Origin of the sequence: Streptomyces sp. NPDC049687, from assembly GCF_044465285.1 — a bacterium.
Classification (GTDB): domain Bacteria; phylum Actinomycetota; class Actinomycetes; order Streptomycetales; family Streptomycetaceae; genus Streptomyces.
Genome location: NZ_JBITLN010000001.1, coordinates 488,303 through 507,096 on the forward strand (window position 1 = coordinate 488,303; position 18,794 = coordinate 507,096).

At 73.2% G+C, this 18,794-nt stretch carries 12 protein-coding genes; 8 read left to right on the forward strand and 4 right to left on the reverse strand.

The genetic code is table 11. The features are described 5' to 3' along the window. Nucleotides 1–42: 42 nt before the first annotated feature. On the forward strand, nt 43–837 hold the full coding sequence (locus ACIBVL_RS02250) for an adenosylcobinamide-GDP ribazoletransferase (RefSeq protein WP_399090361.1): 795 nt from the start codon (nt 43–45) through the stop codon (nt 835–837). Here the strand turns inward: ACIBVL_RS02250 and ACIBVL_RS02255 are convergent. From ACIBVL_RS02255 to ACIBVL_RS02270, 4 genes are all read right to left on the reverse strand, one after another. Next, nucleotides 834–1,637 carry an endo alpha-1,4 polygalactosaminidase gene (locus ACIBVL_RS02255; RefSeq protein WP_399090364.1) on the reverse strand — a complete coding sequence of 268 codons (804 nt, stop codon included), beginning with the start codon at nt 1,635–1,637 and terminating at the stop codon, nt 834–836. The two genes, ACIBVL_RS02250 and ACIBVL_RS02255, sit on opposite strands and share 4 nt — an antisense overlap. Then, on the reverse strand, nt 1,634–3,070 hold the full coding sequence (locus tag ACIBVL_RS02260) for a hypothetical protein (protein ID WP_399090366.1): 1,437 nt from the start codon (nt 3,068–3,070) through the stop codon (nt 1,634–1,636). The genes ACIBVL_RS02255 and ACIBVL_RS02260 overlap by 4 nt, the downstream gene beginning before the upstream one ends. Next, nucleotides 3,067–4,605: a GT4 family glycosyltransferase PelF gene (gene pelF / locus ACIBVL_RS02265; protein WP_399090370.1), complete on the reverse strand. Its 1,539-nt coding sequence runs from the start codon at nt 4,603–4,605 to the stop codon at nt 3,067–3,069. Before pelF ends, ACIBVL_RS02260 begins: the two co-directional genes overlap by 4 nt. A gap of 157 nt (nt 4,606–4,762) precedes the next feature. Then, nucleotides 4,763–6,781: a hypothetical protein gene (locus tag ACIBVL_RS02270; protein WP_399090373.1), complete on the reverse strand. Its 2,019-nt coding sequence runs from the start codon at nt 6,779–6,781 to the stop codon at nt 4,763–4,765. Between the two features lie 461 nt (nt 6,782–7,242). Between ACIBVL_RS02270 and ACIBVL_RS02275 the strand changes: the two genes are divergently transcribed. The 7 genes from ACIBVL_RS02275 (at nt 7,243) to ACIBVL_RS02305 (ending at nt 18,731) form a co-directional block, all read left to right on the forward strand. Further along, nucleotides 7,243–8,781 (forward strand): leucyl aminopeptidase, encoded by a 1,539-nt coding sequence (locus ACIBVL_RS02275; RefSeq protein ID WP_399090376.1) that lies wholly within the window; start codon nt 7,243–7,245, stop codon nt 8,779–8,781. 293 nt (nt 8,782–9,074) lie between these two features. Next, a complete protein-coding gene (lpdA, locus tag ACIBVL_RS02280) occupies nt 9,075–10,463 on the forward strand; it encodes a dihydrolipoyl dehydrogenase (RefSeq protein ID WP_399090379.1) in 1,389 nt (462 codons plus the stop codon). 59 nt (nt 10,464–10,522) lie between these two features. Beyond that, complete coding sequence (gene sucB, locus ACIBVL_RS02285; RefSeq protein ID WP_399090382.1) at nt 10,523–12,319, forward strand: 2-oxoglutarate dehydrogenase, E2 component, dihydrolipoamide succinyltransferase; 1,797 nt, start codon at nt 10,523–10,525, stop codon at nt 12,317–12,319. Between the two features lie 279 nt (nt 12,320–12,598). Continuing rightward, nucleotides 12,599–13,237 carry a GntR family transcriptional regulator gene (locus ACIBVL_RS02290; RefSeq protein WP_399090385.1) on the forward strand — a complete coding sequence of 213 codons (639 nt, stop codon included), beginning with the start codon at nt 12,599–12,601 and terminating at the stop codon, nt 13,235–13,237. A gap of 245 nt (nt 13,238–13,482) precedes the next feature. Then, nucleotides 13,483–17,979, forward strand: coding sequence for an HAD-IC family P-type ATPase (locus ACIBVL_RS02295; RefSeq protein WP_399090388.1), 4,497 nt, complete (start codon nt 13,483–13,485; stop codon nt 17,977–17,979). A gap of 65 nt (nt 17,980–18,044) precedes the next feature. Beyond that, nucleotides 18,045–18,176: a hypothetical protein gene (locus ACIBVL_RS02300; protein ID WP_399090391.1), complete on the forward strand. Its 132-nt coding sequence runs from the start codon at nt 18,045–18,047 to the stop codon at nt 18,174–18,176. An 84-nt stretch (nt 18,177–18,260) separates the two neighbouring features. Further along, a complete protein-coding gene (locus ACIBVL_RS02305; protein WP_399090394.1) occupies nt 18,261–18,731 on the forward strand; it encodes a hypothetical protein in 471 nt (156 codons plus the stop codon). The last annotated feature ends 63 nt before the right edge of the window (nt 18,732–18,794 follow it).

Below are 18,794 nucleotides of genomic sequence, written 5' to 3' on the forward strand. Positions count from 1 at the left end.
CGGGCTGCCCGGCGGGAGCGGCGTCCGGGCTAGTCTGCCGACGTGTCCACAACATCGGCGCTTTCACCGCTGGACGGTCTCCGCTTCGCCTTCGGCACCCTCACCGTGCTCCCCGTCAGGGTGCACCGCTGGGACCGGGAGGCCGCCCGGGGCGGGATGCTGAACGCCCCGGTCGTCGGGCTGGCCGTGGGCGGCTGTGCGGCAGGGCTGGGTCTGCTGCTGCTCTTCCTGGGCGCGGGCCCGCTGCTCGCCGCCGTCGCCTCCGCCGCCGTACCCGCCGTCCTCACGCGTGGTCTGCACCTCGACGGGCTGGCCGACACCGCGGACGGCCTGGGCAGCGGCAAGCCGGCCGAGGACGCGCTGCGGATCATGAAGCAGTCGGACATCGGACCGTTCGGTGTGCTCACGCTCGTGTTCGCGCTGCTGGCCCAGGTGGCGGCGCTGGCGCAGCTCTACGGCGCCTCCTGGGCGCGGGGCGCGGCGGCCGCCGTCATCTCGGCCGTCGCGGCCCGGCTGGCGCTCACGCTGGCCGCGCGCGCCGGGGTTCCGGCCGCGCGGCCGGAGGGGCTGGGGGCGGCGGTGGCCGGGGTGGTGCCGGTGCCGGGCGCGCTGGCCGTGGCCGTCTCCTTCACCATCGCCTCGGCCGCCGGGGGCGGACTCTTCGGCGCGTACGGGTCGGTCCGTACGGCCGCCGCGATCGTCCTCGCGCTCGCCGCCGCCGAACTCCTCCTGCGCCACTGCACACGGCGCTTCGGCGGGGTCACCGGGGACGTGTTCGGCGGACTGGCGGAGACGGCGGCGACGACCGCGCTGGTGGCGCTGACGCTCGGCGGCTAACAGGCCTTGCGCCAGGCGCCCAGTTCGTACTTCTTCAGCAGGGAACTCAGCTTCAGACGCCTGGACTCGGCGCAGAAGCGGCTGGTGGGCAGTTCGTACTCGACGTGGAAGACGGCCTTGCCGGCCTCGATGAAGGGGGTCGTGTCCGCGCACTCGTCGTACTGGGCGCACTGCTCGTTGACCGCGAAGTCGAAGTCGTCGACGAGTTCGGGGATCTGGTCGAGGTCGTTCTTCAGGCCGACCGACATGCCCCGGTCGTGGGCGAGGCGGGCGATCAGACGGTTGTAGCGGAGCTGGTCGGCGGCCTTGAGCGGGAAGCCCGTCCTGTTCTTGTAGCCGTCCATGTTGTCCGGCTCGACCGCGTCGAAGCCCTTCTTCCTGCACATGTCGATGCGTGCCGCCATCAGGGGTTCGAGTACGTCGGTCCGGCGGATGTCGAGCCACTGCTCGCCCTCCCAGCCGTTGCCCTCGCCGATCACCGACTCGGGGAAATCGTCGGCGTCCGGGCGCCAGTCCTCCCAGGCGCCGGTGGAGAGGTAGCAGATGACCTTGCGACCGTCCCGGTGCAGGCCGGCGACCGTCTCGGCGGTCTGGTCGAAGCCGTCGACGTCGTACACCGGGACGTCCACCGAGGTGTCCAGTCTGCCGCTGAGCTGCCACTGCCAGTCGGTGCCGGGGCGGGGCCGCCAGCGCTCGCCGGTCTCGGTCCCGCCGGACTCCGGTGTGTCGTCCGTGGCCGTCGTGCAGCCGGTGAGCAGCAGGAGCAGGGACGCGGCCGCGAGGAGGGATCGCGTGTTCATCGGTGGGCTGTCGCCCTTCCCAGGAGTGTGCGGACCAGCAGCGCCTGGACGGCGGCCGCCGTTGCGTACACCGTAAGGGCCACCGTGTGCGGGTCTCCCACGTGGGTGAGCAGCGCGAGGGTCTGGGCGAGGGCGGCCGCGCAGCAGACGGCGGCCGTGCCGAGGACCGCGCCGAACGACTGCAGCAGCAGCCCGGTCCACAGGACCGCGCCCAGCAGGAGCAGGTCCGCGAGGCGTACGGCGGTCAGGGCGGGGGCGTCCGGCCACAGGGCGGTGACGGCCAGGCCCAGGGCCAGCAGGACCAGCAGATAGGCGGCCAGGCACTCCACGCCGGTACGGGTCGTCGCCCGCTGGAAGGCGCCCGGGGTGCCGGTGGAGCGCAGGCCCGTCAGGCTGCCGCTGCGGAAGCGGTACAGCAGCCGTTCGGCCGGCCCCATGCTGAGGGTGAGCGCCACGGCGGCGGGCGCGGCCAACGCGCTGTGCTCCTCCCCCGCCAGGACGTCGCCGAGAGCCGCGTACAGGACGAGGGCGCCGGTGCCGAGGCCGAACAGGGCGTACGGGAGGGAGGCGGCCGGCGAGGGTCCGCCGGGGCCGGAGGGTGTGCCCGACTTCCTTGCCGCGGGCGCCACTTCCCACAGCCCGAGCAGCATCACCGCGGCCAGTGAGCCCAGCAGCAGGATCAGGCCCGCCGTCTCCGGGAGCGGGCGGACCATCGCCACCAGCGCGCCCGCCGTCATCGGCGCCAGGGCGGCCGGCAGGGCGCGTTCGCGGCCCAGGACCAGCAGGGTGGTGGAGGCGCCGAGGTAGCAGGCCTGGCCCGCGGCGAAGGCCACGGCGGTGCCGTCGGCGGGGCCGGCCACGGCCAGGGCCGTGAGCGCGCCGAGCAGGGCGCCCACCGGTGCTCCCACGAGGAGACAGCGGCGGGCGGCCTGGCGGTCGCCCGAACCGAGCCAGGCGTACGCCCGATGCGACAGCCCCTGGTTCCAGGTCCAGCCGAACAGCGCGCCGGCCAGCAGCGGGACCGTGCCCGCGGGGAGCCCCAGGGCGCCCGGCGAGCCGGTCAGCAGGGGTGCGCCGAGCACATAGGCGAAGCCGGGCAGGGCGAAGACCAGGCCGCGCAGCAGACAGGCCCGCAGGCCCACCTGCCAGGGGTCGTCGAGGGGGCCGTCGGGTTCCGGGTGGCGGCGCGGTACGCGGGCGTAGAGCTCCTCGGCGAGCACGAAGGAGTTCCGTACGCCGTAGCGTTCGCGGATCTGGTCGTCGGAGAGGCCGTCGGACTCCAGCAGGGCGGCTATCTCGTCCGGATGGACGGCGGCGGCCACGAACTCCTCGAACCGGTCCGCGAGTCGGTCGACGGGGTCGGGGCCGGCCCAGGAGGGCGTCGTCGTGCGCCGGCGGGGAACGGCGGGCAGCTCGGTCGTGTCGTTGCTCACCAGTCGGTCCCGTCCGTCGCCACGGCCCGGTACCACGGGTCGCGCAGCTCCTTCGTCCAGTCGGCGACCGTCTCCAGGGTGGGCTCGTAGACCTCGGGCAGGCCGGCGAGTTCCTGGTAGATGGTGCGGAAGTTGTCGACCGAGCGGCGGAGCGTGAAGCGGTCGATGACCCGTTGACGGGCCAACTCCCCGAGTCTCAGGCGTCGTTCGTCGTCGGTGAGGAGGGCCAGGGCGGCCGCGGCCATCTTCTCCGGCTCGCGGGGCGGGACGAGGAGACCGGTGTCGCCGACCGCCTCGCGCACTCCCCCGACGTCGGTCGACACGGTCGTACGGCCGCAGGACATGGCCTCGATGACGGAGAACGGGAAGCCCTCGGAGATCGACGACAGCACCACGACGTGGCCTGCGGCGTAGGCGCGCCAGACCTCGGTGACGCGGCCCTCGAAGGTGAGTCCGTCGGTGACGCCCAGTTCGGCGGCGAGCTTCTCCAGGCGGGTGAGGTAGTCCTCGCAGCCGGGGGGCACCGGACCGAACAACCGCAGCCGGGTGTCGGGGAGTTCGGCGCGGACCAGGGCGTAGGCGCGCAGGAGGGTCTCGAGGTCCTTGATGGGGTCGACGCGGCCGCACCAGGTCAGGGTCGGGACCTCGGGCTCGGGGCCTGCGTGCGGGAAGGCGTGCGGGTCGACGCCGTTGTAGACCGTGCGGATCCTCTCCGGGTCGGCGCCGCCGCGCTCCTCCCAGCGGCGGTTGTAGCGGTTGCAGGGGGTGATCAGGTCCGCGGTGCGGTAGGCGAGGGTGTTGAGGGCGCGGTGGAAGCCGAGCATGAAGGCCTTCACCGGCCAGCGCCGTGCCTCCCGGCGGCTGCCGAGATAGCGCTCGCGCAGATAGATGCCGTGTTCGGTGAGGAGGAACGGCACGCCGTCGAAGTGGTGGGCGGTGAGCGCGGGGAGGGTGGCGAGGCCGTTGCTGACGGCGTGCGCGACGGTGCCCTCCGCGCGGTCCGCGGGCTCGGCGATCCGGACGCCGAGCGGGCGAAGGGCGTGTTCCAGCAGGTCGGTGGCGGTGAGCGCGTCGTGCACGGTCGGCGCGGCGGCCGCGGTGGGGAGGTGCGGCATCGTCCATATCCACATCAGGGAGCGCAGCGCGGTCTCGGTGCGCAGGGCCGCCGACAGCCGTCCGGCGCGGGCGAGTCCGGCGAGCTCGTAGAGGTTCTCACCGAAGCCGCAGGGCGCCTCGGGGTCGAGGAAGGAGAGCAGGAAGCGTTCGTAGGCGTCCACGAAACGGCGCAGGTCCCTGCCGTACGGGGGCCGGTCGCGGCCGGGGCGCGGGCCCCAGGTCGGTACGGAGGTGTGGCGGCGGACGTTGGGCGGCAGCTCCCAGGTCACGGGTTCGCGGCCGCTGCCGGAGAGCGAGACGATGTGGAAGTCGACCTCGGGCATGCCCTTGACGAGCTGGTCGCACCAGGTGCTGACCCCGCCGTGGACGAGTGGATAGGTGCCTTCGGTGAGCATGGTGACATGACGGCCTGTGCGCATGGCTGCGCGGCTCCCCCTGCTTTTTCGCGGTCGATGTGGGGAACTGCGGCCCGGAGCCCGGCCCGCAGTTCCGTTGTGGCTGGTCGCGGCCACGCGGCGGTAGCCGCATGTCGCATGCGGCTCCGCGCCCCTTGGGGGGCGTTGTCGTTCGGAGCTCTTACGGCAGCTTGAGCGTGACCGAGGTCTGCAGGCCGTTCGGCGTGGTCCAGTCCGAGCGGCGGCCGGCGTACGGCGTGCCGAACGCGGAGCTGCCGATGAGCTGCTGCTTCTTCGTCCCCTCGGGCGCGGTGACCGGGATCTGCGTCCCGTTCGGCGCGGTGAGGGTGACGGTGGCGCCGATGCGGTAGGCGGTCACCCTGTTGTTCGCGACGGCGGCCTGCCAGGCGGCGCGGCGCTGGAGCTCGGTGCCGATGGCGCTCTGGCGGAGGTTCTCCAGCGGGGTGTTGTCGGCGAACAGCGCCTTGTAGTCGGCCAGCACGTTCTCCATGACCGGGTAGAGCAGGCGGTCCTCGGCGAGGTTGGACTGGTGGGCGTAGTGCGGACGCGGGTCGTTGCTGATGGCGTGACCCAGGTCGGTGCGGGCCTCCTGCGGGACGATGTGGTCGCTGAAGCCCGTGTCCGGGTCCAGCGGCCGGGACAGACAGGTCGAGGACGCGTTGCCCTCGCAGATGCCGCTGCCGCCGTCCGCCCTGGAGGTGTAGATCCAGTTGTACTCGTCGGCCATCTCGGCCTTGGTGCCTGTGTTGTAGTACACGTTCATCGGGTAGCGCGGAACGGTCAGCGCCTTGCCCACCGCGCGCTGCTCGGGCTCGCGCGAGTTGTCCGAGGCGATCCACTTGACGCCGTTGTCGGAGAGGGCTCCGGCCAGGTTGGGGTTGTCGTTGGGCTGCTGCGGCAGCGTCCTCAGCCCCGAGTGCTCACCGGTGACCAGCTCGGTGCGGTCGATCGGCAGACCCTTGCCGGCCGCCCAGTTGTTGTTGTCGCGGATCTGCGCGGAGATGTCGGCGCGGCTCATGTACTGCGTGGAGCCGTCGGCGTTCTTCGCGCAGCTCCACGGCACGGTGGAGGTGTCCTGGACGCAGCCGAGGAACGGGTGCGTGTAGGTGTGGTTGATCCAGCGGTACCTGGCCTTGTCGGCGAGGAGCCGGTCGGCCATGGCGTCGGTGCCGCCGTTCTCGGTCTTCCACTCCTCCCCGGCACCGGCGTTGTACACCATGTCCATGGTGAAGCCGTGCTCCTGCTGCCACTGCGCGGCGTAGGCCGCGTCGGCCTCGGTCATCCGGATCGGGGTGCCGTCGTCGTCACCGCCGCCGACGCAGTCGATGTCGCCGGGCGTGCAGTTGCGCTCGGCGTCCCAGCGGGCGTCGGGCGCGAACACGTCGTCGACGTGCACCGCGAAGTAGTTTCGGGCCTGGCCCAGGTGGATGCCCTGGGTGAGCCACTCGACGATGCCGCGGGCCAGCAGCCGGAACTGCTGCTGGTACTGGTTGTAGGCGAACGTCACGACCAGCTCGCGGCGTCCGTCGTGGGTGTACTCGCCGACCAGGCTGCCGGTGCCGCCGCCGCCCGGCAGCGGTGCGTCGACATAGCTGGTGTAGCCGGCGCGGGGCGCCGCGAGATAGCCGTAACTCTCGCCGACCGTCGGTGAGTTGTCCTCGAAGGTGAGGCCGCCGTCGAGGTAGCCGAACCAGCCCCCCTTGCCGGCGGTGGTGACCGTCGCCGACTGCCCGTCGAGGGAGCCGGAGTACGAGGCGTACTCCAGGCCGACCTCCGGATGCGCCCAGGTGTAGGCGTCGACCTGCGGGATGCCGTACGTCCTCTCGTAGGCCTCCAGGGCAGTCTGCTCCGCCGAACCGGCCCCGAACGGTGCCTCGTTGGGCAGCACCACGCCCTGGAACTTCGCCCTCGGTGTCCCGTTCACGGTGTCGGCCAGGAAGGCCGCGGTGATCGTCGGACGGCTCGCGGAGTTGAGGTCGACGATCGTGTACGGGATGCCGGTGCTCTTGAGCTGGGCGGTGATCGCCTGCACGGGGCTGTCCCCGTTGTCGACGACCAGGACCCTCAGGTCGATCCGCGGCTCGCCCGCAGCGGTGGCGCCGGGTGCCGCCCCCAGACTCAGCGCCGTCAGCCCTGCGGCCGCCAGGAAAGCGGCGGCGTTTTTGGTGGTTCTCCACATGCGCGCACGCTGCGCCATGGTGTGTCCTCCCCCAGAAATGGATGTCCGCGCGCGGGCATGGCTGTGCCAATACGGCGAAGAATCCGTGGAAATCATGCGAAACGGCGAAGTGATCTGCTCGCCGGAACTCGACGAGTGTGACCCAGCTCATGGAGTGCGAGGATCCAGAAGTGGCTACGACGCCACCGACAGGTGAACGCTCGCGTGCATGAGCGAATGCGCAGGCACGCGTACGCTCGTTGCGGGGTTCGTCACACCGGTTCGCCGCGCCGGTGGGACCGACCCCGGACGCGACCGCTCCTTCGGCCGAGATCAGACCGTGCGTGTCGGAGTCCCGTCGTCCGCCCGAAGGGCGAGACAGGCGGGAGTCCGGCGGCTCGGTCTAGGGTCTGCTGCCGGGCCCGGTCGACCCACACATTCCGGCCACAGCAACTTCACATCGGAAGCGAGATTTCACCACCGTGACTGCTCTCACTCTCAGCACCGCCGCGGCGCCCGGCCTCCGGGCCGACGCGATCGTGATCGGTGTCGCCAAGGGCGCTGCGTCCAGGTCCGGGGCCCTGCTCGTCGCCCCGGGCGCCGAGCCCGTCGACAAGGCCTACGACGGCCGCCTCGCCGGCGTCCTGGAAACCCTCGGTGCCACCGGCGCCGAGGGCGAGGTGACGAAGCTGCCCGCCCCGGCCGGCTTCAAGGCACCGCTCGTGCTCGCGGTGGGGCTGGGCGCGGAGCCCGAGAAGGACCTCTCCTTCGACTCCGAGGCGCTCCGCAGGGCGGCCGGCGTGGCCGCCCGCACCCTCACCGGCTCCAAGAAGGCCGCCTTCGCCCTGCCGCTCACGGACGCCGGCGACGTCGGCGCGGTCGCCGAGGGCGTGGTGCTGGGCGCGTACTCGTTCGACGCCTACAAGCAGAACGGCGCCGACGCCAAGGCCAAGAACACCAAGGCGCCGCTCGCCGAGGCCGTCCTGCTCGGCGGGAAGCCGCGCGACGCCGCCCACAAGGCCGCGCTCGCCCGTGCCGCCGCCGTGGGCGAGGAGCTCAACCGGGCCCGCGACCTGATCAACATGCCGCCCAACGACCTCAACCCCGAGGCGTTCGCCGCCCTGGCGCAGAGCGCGGCCAAGGAGCACGGCATCAAGGTGCAGGTCCTCGACGAGAAGGCGCTCGCCAAGGGCGGCTACGGCGGCATCCTGGGCGTCGGCGGCGGCTCCGCCTCGGCCCCGCGCCTGGTCAAGCTCTCGTACACCTCCTCGAAGGCGGACAAGCACCTCGCCTTCGTCGGCAAGGGCATCACCTACGACTCGGGCGGCATCTCGCTGAAGCCGGCCGGCCACAACGAGACCATGAAGTGCGACATGAGCGGTGCGGCGGCGGTCTTCGCCGCCGTGGTCGCCGCCGCGCGCCTGGGCCTCGAGGTCAACGTCACCGGCTGGCTGGCGCTCGCCGAGAACATGCCGTCGGGCACCGCCACCCGCCCCGGTGACGTGCTGCGCATGTACAGCGGCAAGACGGTGGAGGTGCTCAACACCGACGCCGAGGGCCGGCTGGTCCTCGCCGACGCGCTGTGGGCCGCCTCGCAGGAGAAGCCCGACGCGATCGTCGACGTGGCGACCCTCACCGGCGCGATGATGCTGGCGCTGGGCAGCCGCACGTTCGGGATCATGGCCAACGACGACGCGTTCCGCACGGCGGTGTACGAGGCCGCCGAGGAGGTCGGCGAGCCGGCGTGGCCGATGCCGCTGCCGGAGCACCTGAGGAAGGGCATGGACTCCTCCACGGCCGACATCGCGAACATGGGTGAGCGGATGGGCGGCGGGCTCGTCGCCGGGCTGTTCCTCCGGGAGTTCGTGGGTGAGGGGATCACCTGGGCCCACCTCGACATCGCCGGGCCGGCGTTCAACGAGGGAGGTCCCTTCGGGTACACGCCGAAGGGTGGTACCGGGACGGCCGTGCGGACGCTGGTGCGGCTGGCCGAGCTGACCGCCGCGGGGGATCTCGGCTAATTCGCCGCGGGGAGCGGGACTGTGTGTCTGATCACGTGGCTGGTCGCGCCCGCGCGGCGGAGCCGCAGATCGACACAGTCCCGCGCCTCCGGGGAGGACCGCTCCCCTTGGTCACAAGTGAGCGTGGGGTGTCTCACACCCCGGCCCGGCGTCTCGTTCGTCTCCTTCAAGTGCAAAGATGGGGCTCGGCAGGACAGGGCCCCCACCACAGGGCCGAAGAAAGAGCGGCCGGACACCAGCCGCCGGCGGTCAGCGACGACCGGCGCACGGCGCACATGCATGGAGGACGTGACGTGGCGAACGACGCCAGCACCGTTTTCGACCTAGTGATTCTCGGCGGTGGTAGTGGCGGTTACGCCGCGGCCCTGCGCGGGGCGCAGCTGGGTCTGGACGTCGCCCTGATCGAGAAGGACAAGGTCGGCGGCACCTGCCTGCACCGGGGTTGCATCCCCACCAAGGCCCTGCTGCACGCGGGCGAGATCGCCGACCAGGCGCGCGAGAGCGCGCAGTTCGGCGTCAAGGCCACCTTCGAGGGCATCGACATCGCCGGGGTCCACAAGTACAAGGACGGTGTCATCTCGGGCCTGTACAAGGGCCTGCAGGGTCTCGTCGCCTCCCGCAAGGTGACGTACATCGAGGGTGAGGGACGTCTGTCCTCCCCCACTTCCGTGGATGTCGGCGGGAAGCGCATCCAGGGCCGCCACGTGCTGCTCGCGACCGGCTCCGTGCCGAAGTCGCTGCCGGGTCTGGAGATCGACGGCAACCGGATCATCTCCTCCGACCACGCCCTCGTCCTGGACCGCGTGCCGAAGTCCGCGATCATCCTCGGCGGCGGTGTCATCGGCGTCGAGTTCGCCTCCGCGTGGAAGTCCTTCGGCGCGGACGTCACCGTCATCGAGGGTCTGAAGCACCTCGTCCCGGTCGAGGACGAGAACAGCTCGAAGCTTCTTGAGCGCGCGTTCCGCAAGCGCGGCATCAAGTTCAACCTGGGCACCTTCTTCTCGAAGGCCGAGTACACCGCCGACGGCGTCAAGGTCACCCTGGCCGACGGCAAGGAGTTCGAGGCCGAGATCCTGCTCGTCGCGGTGGGCCGCGGGCCCGTCTCCGCCGGCCTCGGCTACGAGGAGCAGGGCGTGGCGATGGACCGCGGCTATGTCCTGGTCGACGAGTACATGCGGACGAACGTCCCCACCATCTCCGCCGTCGGCGACCTCGTCCCGACCCTCCAGCTCGCGCACGTCGGCTTCGCCGAGGGCATCCTGGTGGCGGAGCGCCTGGCCGGTCTGAAGACCGTCCCGATCGACTACGACGGTGTTCCGCGGGTGACGTACTGCCACCCCGAGGTCGCCTCCGTGGGCATCACCGAGGCCAAGGCCAAGGAGATCTACGGCGCGGACAAGGTCGTCGCTCTGAAGTACAACCTTGCGGGCAACGGCAAGAGCAAGATCCTTAACACCTCGGGCGAGATCAAGCTCGTCCAGGTCAAGGACGGTGCCGTGGTCGGCGTCCACATGGTCGGCGACCGCATGGGCGAGCAGGTCGGCGAGGCCCAGCTGATCTACAACTGGGAAGCCCTGCCGGCCGAGGTCGCCCAGCTCGTGCACGCCCACCCGACGCAGAACGAGGCGCTGGGCGAGGCCCACCTGGCCCTGGCGGGCAAGCCGCTGCACTCGCACGACTGACCCTCGGTCGACGAAGCGACGACACAGACTTCCGCAACTCGTAAGGAGCAACCGAAACCATGGCGGTTTCCGTAACCCTTCCGGCGCTCGGCGAGAGCGTCACCGAGGGCACTGTCACCCGCTGGCTGAAGGCCGAGGGTGAGCGCGTCGAGGCCGACGAGCCGCTGCTCGAGGTCTCGACCGACAAGGTCGACACCGAGATCCCCTCCCCCGCCGCCGGCATCCTGGCCTCCATCAAGGTCGCCGAGGACGAGACGGTCGAGGTCGGCGCCGAGCTGGCCGTCATCGACGACGGCACCGGCGCTCCCGCCGCCGTTCCGGCCCCGGCCGCCGAGGAGGTCGCGCCGCCGGCCCCCGAGCCGGCCCCGGCCGCCCAGCCGTCCACCGAGCAGGCGGCTCCGGCCCCGGCTCCCACCGCCGAGGCCGCGTCCGGCGGCGGCTCCGCCGAGGGCACGGACGTCGTCCTGCCCGCGCTCGGCGAGTCCGTCACCGAGGGCACCGTGACCCGCTGGCTGAAGTCGGTCGGCGACTCCGTCGAGGCCGACGAGCCGCTGCTCGAGGTCTCCACCGACAAGGTCGACACCGAGATCCCTGCGCCCACCTCCGGTGTGCTGCTCGAGATCACCGTCGGGGAGGACGAGACCGCCGAGGTCGGCGCCAAGCTCGCCGTCATCGGCGCCCCGGGCGCGGCTCCGGCCGCCGCTCCGGCCCCGGCCGCCCCGGCTCCGGCGCCCGCCGCCGAGGCCCCGGCCGCCCCCGCGGCTCCGGCCGCCCCGGCTCCCGCGCCGGCCGCTCCCGCCCCGGCTCCCGCGCCCGCTCCGGTCGCCGCCGCTCCGGCCGCCCCGGCTCCCGCGCCGGCCGCTCCGGCTCCGGTCACCCCGGCTCCGGCCGCGCCCGCCGCAGCCCAGCCCACCGACGAGGGCGCCTACGTCACCCCGCTGGTGCGCAAGCTCGCCGCGGAGAACGCTGTCGACCTGGGCTCCGTCAAGGGCACCGGCGTCGGCGGCCGGATCCGCAAGCAGGACGTGCTCGCCGCCGCCGAGGCCGCGAAGGCCGCGGCCGCCGCTCCGGCTCCGGCCGCTGCCGCACCGGCTGCCGCCGGCGCGAAGAAGGCTCCGGCGCTGGAGGTCTCCCCCCTCCGTGGCCAGACCGTCAAGATGCCGCGCATCCGCAAGGTCATCGGCGACAACATGGTCAAGGCGCTGCGCGAGCAGGCCCAGCTGTCGTCGGTCGTCGAGGTCGACGTCACGCGGCTGATGAAGCTGCGCGCCAGGGCGAAGGACTCCTTCGCGGCCCGTGAGGGCGTCAAGCTCTCCCCGATGCCGTTCTTCGTGAAGGCGGCGGCCCAGGCGCTGAAGGCCCACCCGGTCATCAACGCCAAGATCAACGAGGCCGAGGGCACGATCACCTACTTCGACACCGAGCACGTCGGTATCGCGGTGGACTCGGAGAAGGGCCTGATGACCCCGGTCATCAAGGGCGCCGGCGACCTCAACATCGCCGGTATCGCCAAGGCCACGGCCGACCTGGCCGGCAAGGTCCGCGCCAACAAGATCACCCCGGACGAGCTGTCCGGCGCGACCTTCACCATCTCCAACACCGGTTCGCGCGGTGCGCTCTTCGACACGATCATCGTGCCGCCGGGCCAGGTCGCGATCCTCGGTATCGGCGCCACGGTCAAGCGCCCGGCCGTCATCGAGACGGAGGAGGGCACGGTCATCGGCGTCCGCGACATGACGTACCTGACCCTGTCCTACGACCACCGCCTGGTCGACGGCGCCGACGCGGCCCGTTACCTGACCGCGGTCAAGGCGATCCTGGAGGCGGGCGAGTTCGAGGTCGAGCTCGGCCTCTGAGTCGCCTCATCAGGCAGTACGACGCCCCGTCCGGGCTTTTCCGGGCGGGGCGCCGCCTTTTCCGGCGGGCGCTCCCACGCCCCGGGGGCGCGGGGAACCGCGCGACCAGCCACACTGGGCCTGCGACCGCCCACCGGCGGGTCGGACCGACCCCGTGTGCGCCTCGTCTCACCTGGGACAAAGCACCCCCGCGCGCCCTGTCGGCGAAGCGAACCAGCCGTATTGTCTAAACGTCAAACGCCCGGGGGCCCATGGGCGGCCCCTCCTTAAGGAGCACTCATGACCGCGCCCGTCGTCCACTCGCTGCGCGAACAGATCCGCGAGCACATCGTGGAGGGGATCGTCAGCGGTCGCTGGAAGCCGGGTGAGCGGATCGTGGAGCGGCGGATCGCCACCGAGCTGGAGGTCAGCCAGACCCCGGTGCGGGAGGCGCTGCGCGAGCTGGAGTCGCTGCGGTTGATCGAGTCCGCGCCGAACAAGGGCGTACGGGTGCGGAACCTGACCGCGGCCGACCTGGAGGAGAGTTACCCGGTGCGGGCCGGTCTGGAGGCGATCGCCGCCGAGCTGGCGGCCCAGCGGCTGGCGGAGGACTGCTCGGCCCTCGAGCCGCATGTCGCCGCGCTCCACGAGGCCGACCGCAACGCCGACGGCACCGCCCAGGTGCGGCACACCGTCGGCTTCCACCGGGAGCTGGTGCGGGCGGCGGGCAACTCCGTGCTGCTGCACACCTGGGAGGGCCTCGGCATCGAGGTGTTCACCGCCCTGTCGATACGCTGGCTGGGGACGCGGCAGCAGTCCTACGCCGAGGAGCACGAGGAGCTGGTCGAGGCGTTCCGCCGGCGGGACCCGAGGATCGCCGAGCTGGTGAAGGCGCACGTCCTCGGCTGTGCCCCGCGGGCCGCCCAGCCGCACGACTGACGGGCCGCGGGCTCCCTCCCCGGGCGTATCCCGGCGTGGCTGCGCAGGACGATGCCACCGGGATGTGCACATACTGGTGGAAACCGTGTGTCCTCCGGGGCGCCGACCACGACAAACCGTTGGCCGATGGAGGCCGCGTGATCTGGCCCGTGCTCTCCCCGTCCACCCTTTCGCGTTCCGTTTTGTCAGCGTCTGCCGCAGTTGGTTCAGTACTGTCGGGAACCATCAGATCGGCTACGGAATGGATGACTTCCGGGTCCGAGCCGGGTGCGCCCCGGCACTGGCCGGTCGACGGCGGCGTACAGATCGAGGTGCGGCGCCTGGGCCGGCCCGGCACGGTCGACGCCGCCCGCGCGATGGAGGCCGCGCTGCGCGAGGTGCCGGGCGTCCGCCGCGCCGAGGTGAACGGCGTGCTGGGCTGTGTCTACGTCGCGTGCGGGCCCGAGACCGAGCTGGAGAGCGTGCTGGCGCTGGTCGCCGCAGCGGACGCGGACACGCCGGAGCCGGCGGCCGAGGCCGGGGGTGAGGGTGACGAGGAGGGGCGGGGTGCCGGTGTGCGGCGGGCTTCGGGACCGGTCGGGTTCCCCGGTGCGGCGGGGTCGGCGCTCGGGGCGGCCGTACAACTCGGCGCGGGTGTGGTGGCGGTCGGGGTGGCGTCGGTCGGCAACGCACTGCGCCTGCGCGGTCTGCCGCCGATCGTGCTCTCGGCGCTCCAACTCCTGGAGGCCACGCCACGGCTGCGCGAGGCTGTCGCGGCCCGGCTCGGCGAGACGACCGCCGAACAGGGCTGGGCCGCGGCGAACCTGCTGGTGACGACGCTGACGTTCCGGCCGCTCGGCGCGGCGGTGAGCACCGTGCTGGCCGGGGCCCGGTACACGGAGGCGCAGGCCCGCCGCAGGGCGTGGCAGGACTGGGCGCCCAGGCTGGCCGCGCACGAGGGGACGTACCGGCACGACGCGGCACCGGCCTACCTGCGGCCCGCCCCGCTGCCGCCGGGGCCCGGCGAGCGGTACGCCAACCTCGCGGTGCCGGTGTCGCTGGCGGCGTACGGGCTCACCGCGACAGGCACGCTCGGCCATGACCGGGGGCTGGCGCTGCTGACCGCCGGGACGCCGCGGGGACCCCGCTTCGGCCGCGAGTCGTTCGCCTCCTCGGTGGCCCGGACCCTCTCCGACCGGGGAGCACTTGTCCTGCGCCCGGAGGCCCTGCGCCGCCTCGACCGCATCGACACCGTGGTCCTCGACGCCCGTGTCCTGACGGGCGGTGGCTGGACGGTCGGGCACATGGCCCGCCTGACCCCGGCCGGCGAGCCATGGGGGCCGGACGGCGACGGCGACGTGCCGGACGGGCCGGGCGACGACGAAATCCATGCGCGGGTCCATGAGTTGATCGGGGCCGGCGAGTGGAGCGAGCGGCGTGGGCGGGAGGCCGCGCGGCAGCCGTCGGGGTGGGTGTTGCGGCCCGTCGCGGACGGGGGCGCCGGTCCGGCCGGGGAGACGGCCGCGCTGGCGGCGCGGTGGGAGGAGGAGGGGGCGCAGGTCGTGATCGTACTGCGGGAGGGGACGCCGGTCGCCGTGGCCGGACTGGTGCCTCAACTGCATCCGCTGGCCCATCACTTGGTGCGCGCGGCGGGTGAGTGCGGGCAGGTGCGCCTGGTGGGCGGCCCGCCGGGGCTGCACCGCCGGTTCGGGCTGGAGGAGGCGGTTCCCACGGGACATCGCCGTACGGCCGCGCTGGTGCGTTCGCTTCAGGCCGAGGGTCATGGCGTCGCGGTGGTGACGGCCCGGGCCGGGCGTGCCTTCGCCCGTGCGGACCTGGGCGTCGGGGTGCTCACCGGTACCCGGCGGGTGCCGTGGGAGGCCCATGTGGCCGCTCCGCCCGATGTCGTCCATCTGCTGCTGTCCGCCCTGCCGGAGGCCCGGCGGGTCAGTGTGCTGTGCACCCGCCTGGAGGGCGCCGGCGCCCTCGCGGCCTCGGCACTCACCTTCCTCGTCCCCCGTCCCGGCGCCTGGGCCCGGGCGCGGCTGGTGAACGACGGAGTGACCGTCGCCGGGATCACGGCGGGGTTCTGGGCGGGCCGGCGGCTGCACGCCCGCCCGGCCCCGGCGGCCATCGAGCGCACCCCCTGGCACGCCATGACGGTACGTCAGGTGATGACGCGGCTCGGCACCTCCTCCCGTGGCCTGGACGAGGCCGAGGCGGCCCGGCGGCGGCAGTCGGAGGGCCGGGACCGGCACGACGGTCCCATGACGCTGGCCGGCCGGATCGTGGAGGAACTGGCCAATCCGCTCACGCCCGTCCTGGCGATCGGCGGCGGCATCTCGGCGGCGCTGGGCTCGGTGCTGGACGCCGTGCTGATCGGCGGGGTCCTGGGGGTGGACGCGCTGGTCGGCGGGGTGCAGCGGCAGCGGGCGGACGCGGCGGCGGAGCGGCTCGTCGAGGCGACCTCGGTGCAGGCGCGGGTGCGCCGGGCCGACGGGGGCGAGCCGGTCGAGGTGCCGGCGGAGCAACTGGTGCGCGGGGATGTGATCGAGCTGCGGGCCGGTGACGCGGTCCCGGCCGACTGCCGGGTGGTGCGGGCGACCGGCCTGGAGGCCGACGAGTCCAGCCTCACCGGTGAGTCGCTGCCTGTCGCCAAGAGCTCCGCGCCGAACGCGGCCCGGGCGGTGGCGGACCGGACCTCCATGCTCTACCAGGGGACGACGGTGGCGGCGGGTCACGCGCTCGCCGTGGTCGTCGCCACCGGGACCGCCACCGAGGCGGGCGGCGCCGCCGAGGCCGCTCCCGAGGAAGGGCCGCCGGAGAGCGGTGTGGAGCGGCGGCTGAAGGCGCTGGGCCGGTGGTTCCTGCCGATGTCCGTGGCCGCGGGAGCCGTGCTCTTCGCCGTCGACCTGCTGCGCAGGCGGCCGCTGGGCGCCGCCCTGGGCTCCGCGGTGAGCCTGTGCGTGGCCGCCGTACCGGAGGGGCTGCCCTTCGTCGCGACGGTGGCGGAACTGGCCGCGGCCCGTCGGCTGTCCGCCCGCGACACCCTCGTCCGCAGTGCCTCCACCATCGAGGCACTGGGGCGTACGGATGTGCTGTGCTTCGACAAGACCGGCACCCTGACCGAGGGCAGGATCAGCCTTCAGCAGGTGTCCGACGGGCTGGAGCGGCGTCCCCCGGACCGGCTGACGCCTGCGCTGCGCCGGGTCGTGGCCACGGCGGCGCTGGCGGGTCCGCCGGGTCCGGCCTCGGGGCTCGCCCATCCCACCGACCGGGCCATCGCGGCCGGGGTCGAGCTGCTGGGGGCGTCTCCGGCCCGGGCCGCCGGGCTCGCCTCGGACGACTGGGAACGGGTCACGGAGCTGCCGTTCGAGCCGGGGCGCGGCTTCCACGCCGTGCTGGGGCGGTCCGGGGGCCGGGCGCGGATCGTCGTCAAGGGCGCGCCGGAGGTCGTCCTGGCCCGCTGCGACCGGGTGCGCCGCGACGGCGACACCGAGCCGTTCGACGACGGGGTGCGGCAGGCGATCGAGGCGGAGGTCGACCGGCTGGCCCGGCAGGGTCTGCGGGTGCTCGCGGTCGCCGACCACGTCATGGCGCCGGACGCGCCGCAGGACGACGGGGCGCTCGCCCGGCTCGCGGACGTCAGCGACGAGAACCTGGACGGTCTGTGTCTGCTGGGCCTGCTCGGGCTCGCGGACCCGGTGCGGGCCACCGCCGCCGAGAGTGTGAACCGGCTGGCCCGGGCCGGGGTGCGGATCGTCATGGTCACCGGCGACCATCCCAGCACCGCCGCCGCGATCGCCCGGGAGCTGCAGCCCGACCGGGAACCGCGGCTGATGACGGGCGCGGAGCTGGACGCCCTGGACGACGACGCGCTTACCGGGGCGCTGCCGGACGTCACGGTGTTCGCCCGGGTCACCCCGGCGCACAAGGTCCGTATCGTCGGCGCGCTGCGCTCGGCCGGCCGGATCGTCGCCGTCACCGGGGACGGCGCCAACGACGCGCCCGCGATCCGGATCGCCGACGTCGGCATCGCCCTGGGCTCCCGGGCGACGCCGGCGGCCCGCTCCGCCGCCGACGTGGTGGTCACCGACGACCGTATCGAGACCATCGTCGACGCGATCGTCGAGGGCCGGGCCATGTGGGCCTCGGTGCGCAAGGCGCTGGGCATCCTGCTCGGCGGCAACGTCGGGGAGATCGTCTTCACCCTGGCCACCGGTCTGCTCACCGGCGGCAGCGCGCTCAACGCCCGCCAGTTGCTCCTGGTCAACCTGCTCACGGACATGCTGCCCGCCCTGGCGATCGCCGCCCGGCCGCCGGCCGACGACCCGGACCGGCTGCTCGCGGAGGGGCCGGAGGCATCGCTCGGGGCTGCGCTCACCCGCCATATGCGGCTGCGGGCCGTCGTCACCACGGCGGCCGCCGCCGGCGCCTGGGTGGTCGCCCGCGCGACCGGCACGAGGGGGCGCGCCGACACCGTGGCCCTGGTCGCGCTGGTCTCCTCCCAACTCCTGCAGACGCTGCAGGACGCGGGCCGCGATCCCCTGGTCGCGGCGGCCGTGGTGGGGTCTCTGGCGACGCTGGCCGTGGTGGTGAGCGTGCCGGGGCTCAGCCACTTCTTCGGCAGCCGCCCGCTGGGGCCCGCGGCCTGGACGATCGCCCTGGTGTCGGCGGTGGCGTCGGTCCTCGTGCCCGCCGTGGTGCGGCGCGCCCGTCCGGCAAGGGAGAGTTCACCTGAAGGACACCTGGTCGCCGCCTGACGGACGGGATGAGACCGGACAAAGGAGCGGTCCCCGCACGTTTGCACACGAAAGGCGGCCGCACCATGCCGCACATCCTGACCACGGCCCTGACCCACGTGGCGATCGCCCTGCTCGAGGCCGCGCTGCTCCGCCTGTCCGTCATGCTCTGGAAGTCGTTCGTCACCGGCGGGCGCCCTGCGGTGAACTACGCCTGATTCGTGCGTATCAGGCCGTTTATCCGACTCGGGGGATGGAAGGCGGCATAGGGAGAGATCCGTTCCCACCAAGGGAGGGCGGAGATGACTTCTCCACAGACTCAGCCCAGACCCCAGCAGGAACCGCCGCCGACGCAGGCGGAACAGAACGCTCCCGAGACCGGTCCCGCCCAGCGGGGGGCCGAAACGGAGGGCGGGGAGAAGCACGCGGGCGGCAAGGTGGTGCACATGCACACCGCGCATCCGCAGCTCTCCATCCCGTACGTGACCCCCGGCGACATGTTCACCGGCGCCCGCACGGCGGCCTCGCGACTGCCCTCGATGCGCAAGATGGTCTTCTACGGCGCTCTCGGCGGCATGGCCGCCCTGGAGGCCCTGGAGTGGCCGGTCGCGCTCGCCATCGGCGCCGCGACCGAAGTGATCACCCGCGAGCAGCGGCAGCGCGCCGCGGGCGCGCAGGGTGAGCAGCGCGAGCGGCCCGCCACCGAGCCCGCCCGGACGGAGGCGCCCGGCCGGACGGAGGCGCCGCGCCCCGCACAGGCGGCCACGGGGTAAGGCCCGCGTCGGGAAACGGGTGTACGACCCTCACTCACACTGGCTCCGGACGCCGTCCGGAGC

Coding starts and splice junctions, on each gene's coding strand:
- ACIBVL_RS02290 (WP_399090385.1), top strand. CDS start 12,599: ATGACCGCGCCCGTCGTCCACTCGCTGCGCGAACAGATCCGCGAGCAC.
- pelF (WP_399090370.1), bottom strand. CDS start 4,605: ATGCGCACAGGCCGTCATGTCACCATGCTCACCGAAGGCACCTATCCA.
- ACIBVL_RS02305 (WP_399090394.1), top strand. CDS start 18,261: ATGACTTCTCCACAGACTCAGCCCAGACCCCAGCAGGAACCGCCGCCG.
- ACIBVL_RS02300 (WP_399090391.1), top strand. CDS start 18,045: ATGCCGCACATCCTGACCACGGCCCTGACCCACGTGGCGATCGCCCTG.
- ACIBVL_RS02270 (WP_399090373.1), bottom strand. CDS start 6,781: ATGTGGAGAACCACCAAAAACGCCGCCGCTTTCCTGGCGGCCGCAGGG.
- sucB (WP_399090382.1), top strand. CDS start 10,523: ATGGCGGTTTCCGTAACCCTTCCGGCGCTCGGCGAGAGCGTCACCGAG.
- ACIBVL_RS02255 (WP_399090364.1), bottom strand. CDS start 1,637: ATGAACACGCGATCCCTCCTCGCGGCCGCGTCCCTGCTCCTGCTGCTC.
- ACIBVL_RS02295 (WP_399090388.1), top strand. CDS start 13,483: ATGACTTCCGGGTCCGAGCCGGGTGCGCCCCGGCACTGGCCGGTCGAC.